The 17,158-nt window shown below is 69.1% G+C and carries 11 protein-coding genes; 5 read left to right on the top strand and 6 right to left on the bottom strand.

Annotated features, from left to right (window positions below; all coding sequences use genetic code 11):
- Positions 1-10: 10 nt before the first annotated feature.
- The gene (locus tag IEX05_RS00115) at positions 11-1,537 is read left to right on the top strand and encodes a dolichyl-phosphate-mannose--protein mannosyltransferase (RefSeq protein ID WP_188699309.1); all 1,527 of its coding nucleotides are present in this window, start codon (positions 11-13) and stop codon (positions 1,535-1,537) included.
- Positions 1,538-1,588: 51 nt separating this feature from the next.
- On the opposite strand, the gene IEX05_RS00110 is transcribed toward IEX05_RS00115, so the two are convergent.
- Positions 1,589-2,428, bottom strand: a complete 840-nt coding sequence (locus tag IEX05_RS00110) for an aldo/keto reductase (protein ID WP_188699308.1) — start codon at positions 2,426-2,428, stop codon at positions 1,589-1,591.
- 96 nt (positions 2,429-2,524) lie between these two features.
- Here IEX05_RS00110 and hrpA point away from each other — a divergent pair, with 96 nt between their 5' ends.
- From hrpA to IEX05_RS00095, 3 genes are all read left to right on the top strand, one after another.
- The gene (hrpA, locus tag IEX05_RS00105) at positions 2,525-6,493 is read left to right on the top strand and encodes an ATP-dependent RNA helicase HrpA (protein WP_188699307.1); all 3,969 of its coding nucleotides are present in this window, start codon (positions 2,525-2,527) and stop codon (positions 6,491-6,493) included.
- Positions 6,490-8,565 carry an acyltransferase family protein gene (locus tag IEX05_RS00100; protein WP_188699306.1) on the top strand — a complete coding sequence of 692 codons (2,076 nt, stop codon included), beginning with the start codon at positions 6,490-6,492 and terminating at the stop codon, positions 8,563-8,565. Before hrpA ends, IEX05_RS00100 begins: the two co-directional genes overlap by 4 nt.
- Before the next feature lie 80 nt (positions 8,566-8,645).
- Entirely contained in the window at positions 8,646-10,853 is a 2,208-nt protein-coding gene (locus tag IEX05_RS00095) for an NADP-dependent isocitrate dehydrogenase (RefSeq protein ID WP_188699305.1), read from the top strand.
- A 174-nt stretch (positions 10,854-11,027) separates the two neighbouring features.
- On the opposite strand, the gene IEX05_RS00090 is transcribed toward IEX05_RS00095, so the two are convergent.
- From IEX05_RS00090 to IEX05_RS00070, 5 genes are all read right to left on the bottom strand, one after another.
- Complete coding sequence (locus tag IEX05_RS00090) at positions 11,028-11,915, bottom strand: nucleoside hydrolase (RefSeq protein WP_188699304.1); 888 nt, start codon at positions 11,913-11,915, stop codon at positions 11,028-11,030.
- A complete protein-coding gene (locus IEX05_RS00085; RefSeq protein WP_188699303.1) occupies positions 11,912-12,502 on the bottom strand; it encodes a hypothetical protein in 591 nt (196 codons plus the stop codon). Before IEX05_RS00085 ends, IEX05_RS00090 begins: the two co-directional genes overlap by 4 nt.
- Positions 12,503-12,504: 2 nt before the next feature.
- Positions 12,505-13,407 carry a carbohydrate ABC transporter permease gene (locus IEX05_RS00080; RefSeq protein WP_188699302.1) on the bottom strand — a complete coding sequence of 301 codons (903 nt, stop codon included), beginning with the start codon at positions 13,405-13,407 and terminating at the stop codon, positions 12,505-12,507.
- On the bottom strand, positions 13,407-14,321 hold the full coding sequence (locus tag IEX05_RS00075) for a carbohydrate ABC transporter permease (protein ID WP_188699301.1): 915 nt from the start codon (positions 14,319-14,321) through the stop codon (positions 13,407-13,409). Before IEX05_RS00075 ends, IEX05_RS00080 begins: the two co-directional genes overlap by 1 nt.
- A gap of 73 nt (positions 14,322-14,394) precedes the next feature.
- Positions 14,395-15,693 (bottom strand): ABC transporter substrate-binding protein, encoded by a 1,299-nt coding sequence (locus tag IEX05_RS00070; RefSeq protein ID WP_188699300.1) that lies wholly within the window; start codon positions 15,691-15,693, stop codon positions 14,395-14,397.
- Positions 15,694-15,841: 148 nt separating this feature from the next.
- Here IEX05_RS00070 and IEX05_RS00065 point away from each other — a divergent pair, with 148 nt between their 5' ends.
- Entirely contained in the window at positions 15,842-16,816 is a 975-nt protein-coding gene (locus tag IEX05_RS00065; RefSeq protein WP_188699299.1) for a Gfo/Idh/MocA family protein, read from the top strand.
- Positions 16,817-17,158 lie beyond the last annotated feature (342 nt).

Genomic DNA, 17,158 nt, shown 5'->3' with positions numbered 1-17,158 from the left:
GGCTGGTCGGGTGATCGCACGCCCCACGTCCCGCCGCGACGCCGCGAGTCCCCTCGCCGTCTGGCTGTCGCTCGCCGCCGTCACCATCGTGGCGGCCCTGCTGCGCTTCGTCGGAGTGGGCGGTCCACACGAGCTGCTCTTCGACGAGACCTACTACGTCAAGGACGCCTGGAGCCTGATCCACCTCGGCTACGAGGGCACGTGGGGCGAAGACCCCAACCCGGCCTTCGAATCGGGCGACGTCGACGGATACTCCGCAGAGGGCGCCTTCGTCGCGCACCCGCCCCTCGGAAAGTGGCTCATCGGCGTCGGCATGGCGATCTTCGGACACGGCCCCTTCGGCTGGCGCGTGATGACGGCGCTCGTCGGCACGGCGCTCGTGCCGATCCTGTTCGCGATCGCGAAGAAGGTCACGGCGTCCGGCTGGCTCGGCATCACGGCTGCGGCGCTCCTCGCGATCGATCCCCTCGCCGTGTCGATGAGCCGCGTCGCGCTGCTCGACACGCACCTCGCCCTGCTGATCCTCCTCGGCGCCTGGTTCGCGCTCCTCGACCGCGACGGCACCGTGGCACGGATCCGCGCGGGCGCGGAGGGGAACCTGCTCGCGGGCCCCGTCGTCTGGCGCCGACCCTGGCTCGTGGCGGCCGGCTTCGCGCTCGGCCTCGCCGCGGGCGTGAAGTGGTCGGGCCTGTACGCGCTCGCGGTGCTGGGTCTGGCGGTCGTCGCCGCCGACATCGTGGACCGGCGCCGCGCCGGCGTGCAGCGCCCCGTCGAAGCGGCGATCAGCAGGCAGGGACCGGCGTCGTTCGTGCTGCTCGTCGGACCGGCGCTCCTCACCTACCTGCTCAGCTGGACGGGGTGGCTCGTCACCTCGGGCGGCTACGACCGCGGCTCCTCGGCCAATCCCCTCGTCGCGCTGTGGAACTACCACCGGGCCGTGCTGAGGTTCCACGAGGGCGTCACCTCCGGCCACACCTATGCGAGCCCCGCGATCGAGTGGATCCCGATGCTCAATCCGACCCTCATGTCGCGCGAGACGGGCGAGGACGGATCCGTCGGCCTGATGGCCGCACTCCCCAATCCGCTGTTGTGGTGGATCGGGGTGCTCGCCGTGGTCTATCTGGTCGTGCGCGCCGCGGCGGCGTTCGCGCGCCGCCGCGGGGTCGACGGATCCGACCTCATCCCCCTCATCGGCGTACTCGGCACCTACGCGCCCTGGCTGCTGCTGCCCGACCGCACGATGTTCACCTTTTACGCGATCACGCTGCTGCCGTTCGTGATCCTCGCGGTCGTGATCGCGGCGAAGCGGCTCTCTGAGCCGGCGGATCCGGTGCTGCTGCCGGATGCCAGCCGCACCGAGATCCGGCGCGAACGCGAAAGAGTCGCGGCGGCGACGGGAACGCGACGCATCGTCGTCCGGACGGTGCTCGGCGCCATCGCCGCCGTCGGCCTCTTCTTCTTGCCGTTCGGGACGGGCTGGATGGAGCCGGAGGCTCTCTATAAGGCGCACCTCTGGTTGCCGAGCTGGTTCCTCTAACGACACACCCTCGCCACCCGATCCGGTGGCGAGGGTGTGTCGAGACGCGCGTCAGCGGTTGAACTCGAGCGGGTGCGAGCCGACGCGACCCGATCCGTCCTGCGGGTCGAGGGCGTCGATCGCGGCGACCTCGGCCTCGGTCAGCTCGAAGTCGAACACGTCGAAGTTCTGCTCGATGCGCTCGCGCTTAACCGACTTCGGGAAGACGATGAAGCCGCGCTGCAGGTGCCAGCGGATGACGACCTGGGCGGGCGACTTGCCGTGGGCGTCCGCGGCCTCGGCGACCGCGGGCGTCTCGAACAGCGGGTACTTGCCCTGGCCGAGCGGTCCCCACGATTCGATCTTCGTGCCGTTGGCGGCGGCCCAGTCGAGCACGTTCTGCTGCTGGTAGGCGGGGTGCAGCTCGATCTGGTTGACGGCGGGCACGACGCCCGTGTCCTGCACGATGCGGTCGAGGTGCTCGGGCAGGTGGTTCGATACACCGATCGACTTCGACAGGCCCGCGTCGCGGATCTCGATGAGCTTCTGCCAGGCGTTCGAGTAGGTTCCGCGGTCCGGAACGGGCCAGTGCGTCAGGTAGAGGTCGACGTAGTCGAGCTGCAGCTTGTCGAGGCTCTCGCGGATCGCGTCGTGCGGCTCGTCGCCCGCCTGACGGTCGTTCCAGAGCTTCGTGGTGATGAAGAGCTCGTCGCGGGGAATGCCACTCTTCGCGATGGCGGCGCCGACGCCCTCCTCGTTGCGGTAGATCGCGGCGGTGTCGATGTGGCGGTAGCCGGCCTCGAGCGCGTCCGTCACGGCCTTCTCGGCCTCGTCGGCGGGGACGAGGAAGACGCCGAACCCGAGCTGAGGAATCTCGTAGCCGGAGTTGAGCTTCACGGTGGGAACAGTCATACAGCCACCCTAGGCACCTCCCGGCCGCCGTCGGCCGAGGGCGCGCGAATTCATGAAACGTTCCGACACAGAACGCCCATCGTAGACTGGAACGCCATGCCTGAAGCCGCTCCCGTCATCGCCTATCCGCCCGAACTGCCCGTCAGCGGCGCTCGCGGCGAGATCGCCGACGCGATCCGCGAGCACCAGGTCGTCGTCGTCGCCGGTGCCACCGGATCCGGCAAGACGACCCAGCTGCCGAAGATCGCGCTCGAACTCGGCCGATCCTCGATCGCACACACGCAGCCTCGCCGGCTCGCCGCGCGCACGATCGCGGAGCGCGTCGCCGAGGAGATGCAGGTCGAGCTCGGCACGACCGTCGGCTACAAGGTGCGCTTCACCGATCAGGTCTCCACCGACACGAAGATCGCGCTGATGACCGACGGCATCCTGCTGAACGAGATCCACCGCGATCGGCTGCTGCGCCGATACGACACGATCATCATCGACGAGGCGCACGAGCGCTCGCTCAACGTTGACTTCCTGCTCGGCTATCTCAAGCGGATCCTGCCCGAACGGCCGGACCTCAAGGTGATCATCACCTCGGCCACGATCGACCCCGAGTCGTTCGCAACGCACTTCGCCGAGCCCGACGGCACCCCCGCCCCCGTCATCGAGGTCTCCGGCCGCACCTTCCCCGTCGAGATCCGCTACCGCCCGTTCGGCGCCGCGGACACAACGACGCAGATTTCGGCCGCCGAGGCCCGACACGCCGAGGATTCGGACGATGACGACGAAAATCTGCGTCGTCATGTACGGGACGAGAGGCCGTATGCCGCCGAGGATGAGGTCGGGGCGATCGTCGAGGCATTGCGGGAGCTGGAGCGGGAGGCGCCGGGCGACGTCCTGGTGTTCCTCCCCGGCGAGGCGGAGATCCGCGACGCGATGGACGCCGTGCGCGGCGCCTTCAACAATCCCGCCGCCCCCACCGAGGTACTCCCCCTCTACGGCCGGCTGAGCGCGGCGGAGCAGCACCGCGTGTTCGAGCGGTCGACCGTGCGCGGCCTCAAGCGCCGCGTGATCCTCGCGACGAACGTCGCGGAGACCTCGCTCACCGTCCCCGGCATCAAGTACGTCATCGACACCGGAACGGCGCGCATCTCGCGCTACGCCACCCGAGCGAAGGTGCAGCGGCTGCCGATCGAGGCCGTCTCGCAGGCCTCCGCCCAGCAGCGCTCGGGCCGCGCCGGCCGCACGAGCGCGGGCATCGCCATCCGCCTCTACGCGCACGACGACTTCGAAAAGCGCCCCGAGTTCACGGATCCGGAGGTGCTGCGCACCTCGCTCGCCTCCGTCGTGCTCCAGATGCTGTCGCTCGGCTTCGGCGACATCCAGGCCTTCGACTTCCTCACCCCGCCCGATTCGCGTGGCGTGAAGGCCGCGTTCGACCTGCTCACCGAACTCGGAGCGGTCACCCTCACCCGCGGCGAGCCGAAGCTCACGAAGATCGGCCGCCAGATCGCGCGCCTGCCGATCGACCCCCGCTTCGCGCGGATGCTCGTCGAGGCCGCCCGCATCGGCGTCACCGACGACGTGCTCGCGATCGTCGCGGGGCTGTCGATCCAGGACGTCCGGGAGCGCCCCGAGGAACAGCGCGAGCAGGCCGCCGCCGCGCACGCGCGGTTCACGGATCCGTCGAGCGACTTCCTCACCCTCCTGAAGCTCTGGGAGCACCTGCGGGAGCGACAGAAGGAGCTCGGATCCAGCGCCTTCCGTCGCGAGGTGCGCAGCGACTTCCTGAACTATGTGCGCGTGCGTGAATGGTTCGACGTGCACCGCCAGCTGCGCTCGTTGACGCGTGACCTCGATCGCGGCGGGCGCGCGCCCGCGCCCCAACCGACACCCGAGGGCGGTCACCCGCGCGGCGACGCGATCCACCGCGCCCTCCTTGCCGGTCTCCTCAGCCAGATCGGCGTGCTCGACGAACGCGAGGCGAACAAGCAGCGCGGGGCGAAGCGGCCGGGCCCCGCCGTGTACCGCGGCGCGCGCGGTGTGTCGTTCTCGATCTTCCCCGGATCCGCGCTGCGTCGCGCGAAGCCGAAGGCCGTCATGGCCGCAGAGCTCGTGGAGACCTCGCGGTTGTTCGGCCGCACCGTCGCGGCGATCGACATCGCCTGGGCCGAGGCTCTCGCGGGCGATCTCGCCAAGCGCCAGGTCACCGAGCCGCACTGGTCGAAGGACGCCGGCGCCGCCGTGGCCTACGAGAAGGTCACGCTCTTCGGCGTGGAGATCGTGCCGAAGCGGCGGATCCAGTTCGCGCGCGTCGACCGCGCGGCGGCCCGCGAGATGTTCGTGCGGCACGCCCTCGTCGAGGGCGAATGGGATCCGCAGGTGCTCCCGAAACCCCTCACCCGCTTCCTGCGCGTCAACGCCGAGCTGCGCCGCAAGCTCGAGAAGCTCGAGGAGCGCGAACGCCGCCGCGACATCCTCGCGGGCGACGAGGCGGTGTACGGCTTCTACGAGGCGCGGATCCCCGCGGACGTGTTCGACGTGCGCAGCTTCGAGGCGTGGTGGCGCGGCGCGCTGGCACAGACGCCCGAACTGCTGACGATGGCGGAGTCCGACCTCCTCGACGGCGAGGCGACCTCGGACGCGCGCGACTTCCCCTCGCGGTGGACGCAGGGCGACCAGACCCTGAACCTCGCCTACCGCTTCGAACCGGGTGCGGCAGACGACGGCGTGAGCGTGGTGATCCCGCTGGCGCTCCTCGCACAGATCGAGCCGCGCGGCTTCGACTGGCAGGTGCCCGGACTCCGCGACGAACTCGTCACGGCGATGCTGAAGGCGCTGCCGAAGGCGATGCGTCGGCACGTCGTGCCCGCGGCCGACTGGTCGGCGAGGTTTGCGGAGGAGCTCGCGAACGAGGGCCCCGAAAGCACCGACGGGCTACCGGCGCGCGGCCTCGCCGATGCCCTCGCACGGCTCGTGCAGCGCCAGGCCAACCAGCCGGTGACGGCAGCCGACTTCGACCTCACCCGCGTGCCCGGCCATCTCACGATGAACTTCCGCGCGGTCGACCACAGGGGCCGCGTCGCCGGCAGCGGGCGCGACCTCGAGGCGCTGAAGAAGACGCTCAGCGGACGCGCCCGCGACTCCGTCGCGCAGCAGATCAGCCGCGCGACGCCCGCCCAGAAGGTCGCGCAGGCGAGCGGATCCGTCCCGCAGGGCATCGAGAAAACGGGCCTCACGGCATGGACCTTCGGTGAGTTGCCCGCGCAGGTCGACACGCGGGTCGCGGGCGGCGTCGTGCGCGGCTACCCCGCGATCGTGGACGAGAAGAGCTCGGTGTCGATCCGACTGGAGGCGACCGCCGACGAGGCCGACTTCCAGACGCGCCGGGGGCTCGCGCGCCTGCTCTCGCTGACCGTGCCGTCGCCGGTGTCGTACGTGCAGGAGCATCTGTCCTCGCAGGAGAAGCTCGCGCTCGCGGCCGCGCCGTACCCGTCGCCCAAGGCCGTGATCGAAGACTGCCGCGCCGCGATCTTCGACGACGCGATCGCCGCCCGAGGCCCCGTGCGAACCGCGGCCGAATTCGAGGCCCTGCGCCAGGAGGTCACGGCGTCGAGCGTCGACGCGGTCTTCGAGGCCGTGTCGCTCGTCGCGAAGATCCTGACCGCCTGGCGCGAGGTCGAACGCGCCATGAAGAAGGCCAACTCGATCTCCCTGCTCGGCGCCCTGAACGACCTGCGCGGGCAGCTGGACGGCCTCGTCCACGCCGGTTTCGTCCGCGAGACGGGGCTCGCTCGGCTGCGCCACCTGCCCCGCTACCTCGAGGGAGCCAGGATCCGTGCGACGCAGCTCGCCGATGCGGCGGGCCGCGACCGCGCGTGGATGACCGAGTTCGAGAAGGCCGCGAAGCTCTTCTCCGACGCGGGAGGGACGATCCCCCTCGACGAACGCGCCGATGACACGATCGTGCGGGTGCGCTGGATGCTGGAGGAGCTGCGCGTGGGGCTGTTCGCCCAGCGCCTCGGCACGGCCGAGACGGTGTCGGTGCAGCGCATCCAGAAGGCGCTCGCGTCGTGAGCGCGCCCACGACGCAGCGCCGGGACATCCAGGGCCTGCGCGCCGTCGCCGTCGTCGCGGTCATCGCGGCGCACGTCACGCACGTGCCCCAGGGCGGTTTCGTGGGCGTCGACGTCTTCTTCGTCATCTCGGGTTTCCTCATCACGGGCTTGCTCCTGCGCGAGACCGCGCGCACCGGCACGATCTCTTTCCGCCGCTTCTACGAGCGCCGGGCCAAGCGCATCCTGCCGGCCGCCGTCATCGTGCTCGCCGCCACGGTCGCGGCCTCCTTCGCCTTGCTGGGCTCGGCGGGCGGAAAGGGCGTCGCCCTCGATGCGCTGTTCAGCGCGTTCTTCGCGGGAAACTGGCGCTTCGCGTTCGAGGGCGTCGACTACTTCGCGCAGGGCACCCCGCCGTCGCCGCTGCAGCACTTCTGGTCGCTCGGCGTCGAGGAGCAGTTCTACCTCGTCTGGCCGTGGGTGATGCTCGCGATCGTCGCCCTCGCGGCGCGCTCCGGCTGGCGAAGCGCCCGCACCCGCCGACTCACGCGGACGGTGATCGTCGCGATCAGCCTCGCCTCGCTCGTGTGGGCGCTCGTCGAAACCCGCACGAACCCGACCTTCGCCTACTTCTCGACGTTCTCGCGCGCGTGGGAGCTCGGCGTCGGCGCGATCCTCGCGTTCCTCCCCGCGCTGCCCCTCTCGCTCATGCTGCGGAGGCTCCTCGCCTGGGCGGGGCTCGCGGGCATCGCCGTCTCCCTCCTCGTGATCAGCGAGTCGTCCGCGCTGTGGCCCGCGCCGCTCGCGCTCCTCCCCGTGCTCAGCACGGCGCTCGTCATCGTCGCGGGCACGCACTCCCCCGATGACGACCTCGCCTACGGGCCCTGGATCCTCACCAACCGCGTGGCGACCTACCTCGGCGACATCTCCTACAGCCTGTACCTCTGGCACTTCCCCATCGCGATCCTCGGCGTGACGCTCCTGCCCGCGGGCAGCAAGCGCTACTACCTCGCGGCCATCGCGCTCACCCTCGTGCTCTCCGTCGCGACGTTCCATCTCGTCGAGAACCCCGCGCGACGCGCGACGTGGTTCCGCTGGTCGGGCGGGCGGATCCGCGGAATCACGCGCGCCTGGGCCCCGGTCGCGATCGCGCTCGGCGCGGTCTGCGTGCTCGGCGTGGCCGGCATCGCCGGCACGGCCGGGCTTCGCGGCGAAGCCGCTCCCGGTCCGACCGCGCAGGTGGTCGCGGATCCGACCGCGCCCCCCGCGGATCCGGAACACGTCGAGCCCACCGAATGCTGGGGCGCGGGGTCGATGCTGCATCCCGAGGCGTGCGCGGCCGTCGACCTCGGCGCGATCCAGCCCGCCGCGGACGCCCTCCTCGCCGATACCGGCGGCGCCTACGCCTGCTACAACGCGGAAGACGCCCCCGTGAACTCGTGCACCTATGGCCCCGAAGACGCCGCGACGAAGGTGGCGCTCGTCGGGGACAGCCACGCGGCGGCGCTCCTGCCGGCCCTGTGGCCGCAGCTCGACGCCCTCGGCTGGTCGGTCGATGCCTACCTGGGGCGAGGCTGCGCCCTCGTCGACCACGTCGATGGCCCCACCGACTGCGATCAGGCCCGGCCCGATATCAACGCCGCCCTCACCTCGGGCGACTACGACGTGGTCCTCACGACCTCGACGCGCAAGTTCGCACTCGACGACGCCGACCAGAAGGCGATCCTGACGCAGATCCGCGACGCGGGATCCGAGGTGATCGTCGTGCGGGACAACCCGCTGCCCACCGACGAGGCGATCGCGTGCGCGAGCCGCATCGGCGCAAGCGCGGAGGACCGCTGCGGCACGGACGAGTCGGTCGCGCTCGAGAGCGAGCACTCCCTCGCCGCGGCGGCGGATGATCTCGGCATGCCGGTGGTGGATCTGACCGACCTGTACTGCGCGGACGGCTTCTGCCCGGCCATCATCGGCAACACCCGCGTGTACCGCGATTCCGCGGGTCACATCACCGCGACGTGGGCGACGACCCTCAGCCGTTCCCTCGGCGAGGCCCTCGGCGAGGCCCTCCGCGACGCCATGCCCGCGGGTTCCTGATCTGTCATACCGGGCTTCCTCCGGTATCTTGATGTCGAGAGAATTCTCGCTTACCGATTCATCATGGAGTGGCTCGACGTATGTCCAAGATCATCTACACCCACACCGATGAGGCACCGCTTCTCGCGACCTATTCGTTCCTTCCGATCATCGAGGCTTACGCGGGCAAGGCCGGCGTCGAGTTCGAGACCCGCGACATCTCGCTCGCGGGCCGCATCCTCGCTCAGTTCCCCGAGCGCCTCACCGAAGATCAGCGCGTCGGCGACGCCCTGACCGAGCTCGGCGAGCTCGCGAACGACCCCTCGGCCAACATCATCAAGCTTCCGAACATCTCGGCCTCGATCCCGCAGCTCAAGGCCGCGATCGCCGAGCTGCAGGCGAAGGGCTACGACGTCCCGAACCTCCCCGAGGCGCCCGAGACCGACGAAGAGCGCGACATCGCCGCCCGCTACGACAAGGTCAAGGGCTCGGCCGTGAACCCCGTCCTCCGCCAGGGCAACAGCGACCGCCGCGCCCCCGGCGCCGTGAAGGCCTACGCCAAGGCCCACCCGCACCGCATGGGCGACTGGTCCGCCGACAGCAAGACCCGCGTGGCGACCATGGGCAAGGGCGACTTCTTCTCGAACGAGAAGTCGTGGGTCGCGCCCGCCGCCGATACGCTGCGGATCGAGCTGGTCGACGCCTCCGGCAACGTCACGGTGCTCAAGGACTCGCTTCCCGTTCTCGAGGGTGAGGTCATCGACGGCACCTTCATGAGCGCGAAGGCCCTCGACGCCTTCCTCGCCGAGCAGGTCGCCGCGGCCAAGGCGGACGGCGTGCTGTTCTCGGCGCACCTCAAGGCGACGATGATGAAGGTCAGCGACCCGATCATCTTCGGTCACGTCGTGCGCGCCTTCTTCGCCGACGTCTTCGCCGCCTACGGCGACGACCTCGCGGCCGCGGGCCTCAGCGCCAACGACGGCCTCGGCGCGATCTACGCCGGTCTCGACCAGCTCGCGAACGGCGCCGAGATCCGCGCCGCCTTCGACAAGGCCCTCGCGGAGGGCCCGGCCGTCGCGATGGTGAACTCCGACAAGGGCATCACCAACCTGCACGTGCCGAGCGACGTCATCATCGACGCCTCGATGCCCGCGATGATCCGCGGCGGCGGCAAGATGTGGAACGCCGAGGGCAAGGAGCAGGACACCCTCGCGGTGATCCCCGACTCGTCCTACGCCCGCGTCTACGACGCGGCCGTCGAAGACTGCAAGGCCAACGGCAAGCTCGACCCCGCCACGATGGGCACCGTTCCCAACGTCGGGCTCATGGCGCAGAAGGCCGAGGAATACGGCTCGCACGACAAGACGTTCGAGATCCCCGTGGACGGCACCGTGCGCATCGTCACGAGCGGCGGCGAGACCGTCATCGAGCACGCGGTCGAGGCCGGCGACATCTGGCGCGCCTGCCAGACCAAGGACGCGCCGATCCGCGACTGGGTCAAGCTCGCCGTCACGCGTGCGCGCCTGTCGAACACGCCCGCCGTGTTCTGGCTCGACGAGAACCGCGCCCACGACGCGAACCTCATCGCCAAGGTGAACGCCTACCTGCCCGAGCACGACACCGAGGGCCTCGACATCCGCATCCTCGCCCCGGCCGAGGCGACGCGCCTGTCGTTCGAGCGCATCCGCCAGGGCCTCGACACCATCTCGGTCACGGGCAACGTGCTCCGTGACTACAACACCGACCTGTTCCCGATCCTCGAGGTCGGCACCTCGGCGAAGATGCTCTCGATCGTGCCGCTGATGGCCGGCGGCGGGCTGTTCGAGACGGGCGCCGGCGGATCCGCGCCGAAGCACGTGCAGCAGCTCGTCGAGGAGAACTACCTGCGTTGGGACTCGCTCGGCGAGTTCTTCGCCCTCGCCGCGTCGTTCGAGCACCTCGCCCAGACGACGGGCAACACGAAGGCGCAGACCCTCGCGACCACGCTCGACAAGGCCACCGCGACGTTCCTCGAGCAGGACCGTTCGCCGGGCCGCAAGCTCGGCACGATCGACAACCGCGGCTCGCACTTCTACCTCGGGCTCTACTGGGCCCAGGAGCTCGCTGCGTCGGACGACGCCGAACTCGCGGCGGCATTCGCCCCGCTCGCGGAGAAGCTCGCCGCGAATGAGCAGAAGATCGTCGACGAGCTGATCGCCGTCCAGGGCCGGCCCGCCGACATCGACGGCTACTACCGCTCGGACGCCGCCAAGACCGCGGCCGTCATGCGCCCCTCGGCCACGCTGAACGAGGCCATCGACCAGTTCTGATCGCCTGCGCGAAACGGGCCGGATCCTTCGGGATCCGGCCCGTTTCGCGTCTCATCCATTTCACCACATGTCATCAAGTCTCCGACGAATCATCCGTCGTCGCTGGATGATTCGTCGGAGACTTGATGAGATGTCGGGAATGTGATGACTCGTGGGACCCGGGCGTGAGACCGGTTAGTTGCCCGCGTGGGTGGCGAGCTTCGAGAACATGTCCTCGAGGAGCCAGCGCACGTCGACGCGGTCGACGACGAGCGGGCTGGATCCGGTATCGGCGGGCACGCAGTGCCCGGTCCGCGTGAAGCGCACCGGGCGCTGGCGGCGGAACTCGGCGCACCACGGATCCAGCATGAGCGCGATCGCGGGCGAATCGCCGAGCGAGCGCGACTCCGTGGGGAAACGATGGTGCGCGCTGTTGAAGTCGACGACCGTCTGGGCGAGGTAGCGGCCCAGCGCTCCGTGCGGCTCGACGCGGCGCTCCAGTTCGGCGTAGCCGACGTTCACCATGCGGTAGACGTTCGCGGGAACCTGCTGGATGCGGATACCCGACGCGAATACGACATTCGCCGCCGCGATGTCGTTGCTCAGATTGAACTCGGGCCACGTGCCCACCCATTCGCGGTCGCCGTAGGGCGGTCCCCCGATCCAGATCACGGTGGTGTCGGTGTCGGCGATGTCGGGGGCGAGCAGCAGTGCCGATGCCATATCGGTCAGCGGGCCGAGGAAGGCCACGAACAGCGGCCCGGCGTCGGCCCGCCGCGCCTCCTCGATGATGAGCCGCGCGCCGGGGCTGTCGACCGCCTCCGTCTCGCTCGGGAGCGCGTGCGGCGCACCGTTCGCGATCGGCGCGGACAGGCCGGACAGCTCGTAGAGCCGCTCGAGCTCGTCGCGCGATTCGAGCATCGACGTCTCGGTGCGTCCCGTGCCGAAGTGCGCCGGGATGATGCCGCGGATGTCGAGCGTCGGCGACATCAGCGCGTGGACGACGGCGAACTGATCGTCGGCCTCGTTCTTCACGTCGGAGTCGATGATGACGCGCCGGGTGCGGGGGTCGTTGTTGATCATGAGACATCCCTATCGAAGGCCAGGGCGGCGAGCGCGAGCGGGCCGCCGATGACGAGCAGGAGCGGGGGCGAGAACGAGACGATGAGCGCCGCGGCGGCGCACGCACCGAAGAGCATCAGGGTGCCCACGGGATCCGCCGACATGCGGCCCCATGCGAGCGCGAGCACGCCGCGCGCGGTGCGATCGGCGCGCCAGGCGCCCGCGATGCGCAGCGCGAACGCGCCGACGCCCGACGCGATCGCGCCGAGGGCCCAGAGCGCGAGAGTCGCGTCTCCGAGCAGGTGCGGCAGGACCAGCAGATCCGCGACGATGAACACCATGAACACGGTCGGTGCGAGCAGCGTGAGAAGCGGTTGCCGCCGGACGGCGGACCACCCGTGGCCGAGGATCCGCCGCACGCGGATCGGATCCTCGGCCGCGCGGGCATCGCGGAGCGCAGCCGTCGCCCCCGTGAGCGCGGCGAACCACGTCACCACGGGAAGCGACAGAGCGAGCACGAGAAGCCCGGCGAGCAACGTGTCCGAGAGAAAGCGGAACGAGGTCGAGTACGGGTCGAGGGCCCCGGGGAGCCTGCGTCTGCGAGCCACGCTCATCCCTTGAGCCCCGACGTCGCCATGCCATCGACGAGATAGCGCTGGAAGACCGCGAAGAAGATCACGACCGGCAGGATCGCCAGCACGCTCATCGCGAACATCGGCCCGAAGGACGACGCGCTCGTCTGGTCGACGAACAGGCGCAGCCCCAGCTGCAGCGTGTAGGTGTTCGGATCCTGTAAGTAGATCAGCTGGGGGAAGAAATCATCCCAGCTCCAGATGAACGAGAAGATGGTGGTCGTCACGAGCGACGGGCGCATCAGCGGCAGGATGATCGACCAGAAGGTGCGGAACGGGCCGGCGCCATCGATCAACGCCGCCTCGTCGAGCTCCTTCGGGATGCCCCTGACGAACTGCATCATCAAGAACACGAAGAACGCCTCGGTCGCGAGGAACTTCGGCAGGACCAGCGGAAGGATCGTGCCGATCATGCCGAGGTTGTTGAAGATGATGAACTGCGGGATGAGGACGACGTGCATGGGCAGCATGATCGTCATGATCATGAAGCCGAAGAGGAAGCCGCGGCCGCGGAACTTGAGGCGCGCGAACGCGAACGCGGCGAGCGCGCAGCTGAACACGTTGCCGATCACGGTGAGGACCGAGATCGAGATCGAGTTCCCGAACAGCTGCCAGAGGCTCAGCGGTCCGACGCCCTCGAGCGCGACGGCGAAGTTGTCGAAGGTCAGCTCCCACGGGATCGGCGACGGGTTCGCGAGGATCTCGGTCCCGGGCTTGAAGCTGGATCCGAGCAGCCAGATCACGGGATACAGCAGCCCCACGAGAAGCGCCAGGCAGACAACGTGCCAGACGATCGAGCCGATGGTCTTGCGGGGGGCGCGGCGGCGGGGCCGGTCGGGCGACACCCCGATCGCGAGGGCTGTTTCAGTGGATACCGTCATCATTCGTCTCCTGCGTAGTGGACCCAGCTCTGCGACGATCGGAAGATCAGGAGCGTGACGATGCCGATCACGATCAGCAGGAACCAGGCCATGGCGGAGGCGTACCCCATGTCGAACGCCGTGAACGCGCGATCGTAGAGGTACAGCGTGTAGAACAGCGTCGAGTCGACGGGGCCGCCGCGCCCACCGGACACGACATAGGCGCCCGTGAAGGCCTGGAAGGCGCCGATCATCTCGAGCACGAGGTTGAAGAAGATCACGGGCGAGAGCATCGGCCACGTCACCGACCAGAAGGTGCGCCACCGCCCCGCGCCATCGACGGAGGCCGCGTCGTACAGCTCGGACGGCACCTGCTTGAGTCCCGCGAGGAAGATCACCATGGGCGCGCCGAACTGCCACACGGCGAGCGTGACGAGCACGTAGATCGCCATGGACGGGTTCGAGATCCAGCCGCCGAGCTCGACCCCGACGGTGTCGAGGGCGTTATCGACCGTGCCGTCACGGGAGAACAGCGTGCGCCAGACGAGCGCGACCGCGACGGATCCGCCGAGGAGCGAGGGCGCGTAGAAGGCGGAGCGATAGAAGCCCTGCCCCTTGCGCGGCCGGTTGAGCAGCAGCGCGACGCCGAGGGCGATCGCGAGCTTCAACGGAACCGCCACGAGGACGTAGTTCAGCGTGACCTTGACGGATCCCCAGAAGCGTTCGTCCTCGAAGAACATGCGCTTGTAGTTGTCGAGGCCGACGAAGCTGGGGCTGCTGAACAGGTCGTAGTCGGTGAACGACAGGATCAGCGAGGCGATCATCGGGCCGACCGTCAGCAGCGCGGCCCCCATAATCCAGGGAGACAGGAACACCCAGGCGGCGTTCTGATACCGCGGTTTCTGGCGGCGTATCGGTGGTGCAGCGGCGCTCATCGCGCGGAGCCTCTTCTCTCACACGGGCACGTCCGCGGCCGGGGCCACTTCCGGTCCCCGGCCACGGATCGTGTCACTGGACGGTTGCTTCGAACTTCTCGTACAGCGATGCCGACGCCTCTTCGATGCTGGCCTGGCCGAAGATGATCGACTCGTACGCGAGCGTGAAGTCGGCGGGGATCGTCGTCGCTCCCGGAGGGGCCAGCGGGTCGGGCTCGCTGAAGCGCTCCTGGTACGTCGTGACGAAGTCGCCCACGGCCTTGTCCGCGCCGTCGAGCTCCGGGATCAGAGCCTCGTAGTTCGCCTGGTTGATCGGGATGCCGCGGGTGAGGCCGAGGATCTTCGCGGCATCGGGGTCGTTGATCATGAAGTCGAGGAACATCGCCGCCTCGTCCGGGTGCTCCGAGTTCGCGGCGATCGCCGCGACGTTGGTACCGGCCATGCTGATCGCGAGCGTCTCGCTGTCGCTCGGCAGGGGCGCGAGGGCGACGTTCTCGGCACCGATCGTGTCGGCATAGGCGCCGGTGAGCGATGCGGCGGCGAACTCGCCCGCGGACTCGCCGCGCGCCAGGCCGGAGTTCTGCATGCTCTGATCGATCGTCGTGGTCGTCTCGGGATCCGTCGTGGCGCCCGATTCGCGCAGGCGCTCCATGAGCGTAAACCACGCCTCGAGGTCGCTCGGCTCGAAGCCGAGCTCGCCCTCTTCGGTCCAGCCGATCTTGCCCTGCTGGTTCAGCCAGGTCGCGAACCAGGCGATGTATCCGCCCGGATCGCTCAGGGCCGCGACCTCGCCGTCGGTCGAGGCGCGGATCTTCTCCCCCGCCTCGATGAGGTCCTCCCAGGCGAAGTCGCCCGAGGGTTCCTTCGCACCGGCCTCGGCCCACACGGTCGGGTTGTAGATCCATGCGCTCGTCGCCGTGCCGAGCGTGAAGCCGTAGGTCGTGCCGTTCACGACGCCGATCTTCTGCGAGGCCTCCGAGATCTCGTCGACCTTGATCTCGTCACCGATGTAGTCGGTGAGATCGAGGGTCGCGCCCTTCTCGGAGTACTCCTTGACCGATTCCATCGGGATCAGGAAGAGGTCGGGCGCGCTGTTTGACGCGACCTGGGTCGCGAGCTTCGGAATGTACGAATCGATCGTCGAGAACGAGGTCGACACCGTGATGCCGGGGTGCTTCTCCTCGAACAGGTCGATGGCTTCTTCCGTCAGCGCGGCTCGCTCGTCGTTCCCCCACCACTGGAAGGTGATCTCGACGTCGCCGTCGCCGCCCGACTCGCCCGAGTCGTTCGAACACGATGCCAGCGTGACGGCAAGGGCGGCGGCGGTCGCCGCGCTCGCGACGCGCACGAAACGCGAAGTGCGGTGTGTCATTGATGCTCCTCATTGAGGCAACCGAGACGGCAGGGATCGCCGTGCGAGAAATCGGTTTCTGGAAAGCTATCAGTGATTACCACTTTGGTCAACCGGTTCGCCAACTTGAGCGGCCTCGCTCGCCCCATCCCGCCGATAGACTCGCCCCATGGCACTTCGATGGGGAATCCTCGCGACCGGCGGCATCGCCCGCACCTTCACAAAAGACCTGCGCGTCGCAGGCCTCGACGTCCGCGCGGTCGGCTCGCGTTCGGCGGCCTCCGCCGAGGCGTTCGCCGCCGAGCTGGACATCCCGCGCGCGCACGGATCCTACGACGCGCTCTTCGCGGATCCGGACGTCGATATCGTCTACGTCGCGACGCCGCATCCCATGCACGTCACCCCCGCCCTCGCGGCGCTCGACGCCGGCAAGCATGTCCTGATCGAAAAGCCTTTGACGGTCAACGCGGCGGAGGCGGCCGCGATCCGCGACCGTGCGGCGGAGAAGGGGCTTCTCGCAATGGAGGCCATGTGGACCCGCTACCTGCCGCACATGTCCCGGATCCACGAGATCATCGACGCCGGCACGATCGGCGAGATCCGCGTCGTCTCGGCGGATCACACGCAGTCCGCACCCACGGATCCCGCCCACCGCATGAACGATCTCGCCCTCGGCGGCGGCGCGCTGCTCGACCTCGGCATCTACCCGCTCTCCTTCGTGCACGACATCCTGGGCGCGCCGACGACGATCCAGGCCTCGGCCCGCTTCCTCGACACCGGGGCGGACAGCGAGGTCGCCACCGTGATGACCCACGCGTCGGGCGCCCTGTCGACGACCTTCTCGAGTTCGCGCGGCGCCGGACCGAACTCGGCGCACATCGTGGGAACGCTCGCCCGCATCGACATCGACCGGGTGTGGTACGCCGCGACGAGCTTCACGGTGACGGCGCCGGACGGCACGATCATCGAACGCTTCGAGCACCGCCCCGAGGGGCGCGGCATGCAGTTCCAGGCCCTCGCGGCCGAACGCGCCGTGGAGACGGGAACCGCACCGCGGGAACTCCCGATTGACGAGAGCGTCGCGATCATGGGCACCCTGGACGAGATCCGCCGCCAGATCGGCCTCGCCTACCCCGGCGAGTAACCACCACCCTCGGAAAAATCACGAAACTCGGATCCCTGGCGCAGATCTCTCCGAGTCTCGTGATTTCTCCGGCTTCCGTGCGCGGCCGGATCCGTCCCCCGCCACCAACCTCGGAAGAATCACGAAACTCGGACTCCTGGCTCGGATCGCTCCGAGTCTCGTGATCTCTCCGATTCTCGTGCACGGTCGGATCCGTCCCCCGGGCACCATTCTCGGATAAATCACGAAACTCGGATCCCTCACCCGAATCCCTCCGAGTCTCGTGGTTTCTCCGATTCTCGTGCGCCGTCGGATCCGCGCTCCCCGGCACCAACTTCGGAAAAATCACCAAACTCGGATCCC

Origin of the sequence: Microbacterium nanhaiense (genome assembly GCF_014646015.1) — a bacterium.
GTDB classification, from domain to species: Bacteria; Actinomycetota; Actinomycetes; order Actinomycetales; family Microbacteriaceae; genus Microbacterium; species Microbacterium nanhaiense.
This window is presented reverse-complemented; position numbering and strand designations above follow the sequence as displayed.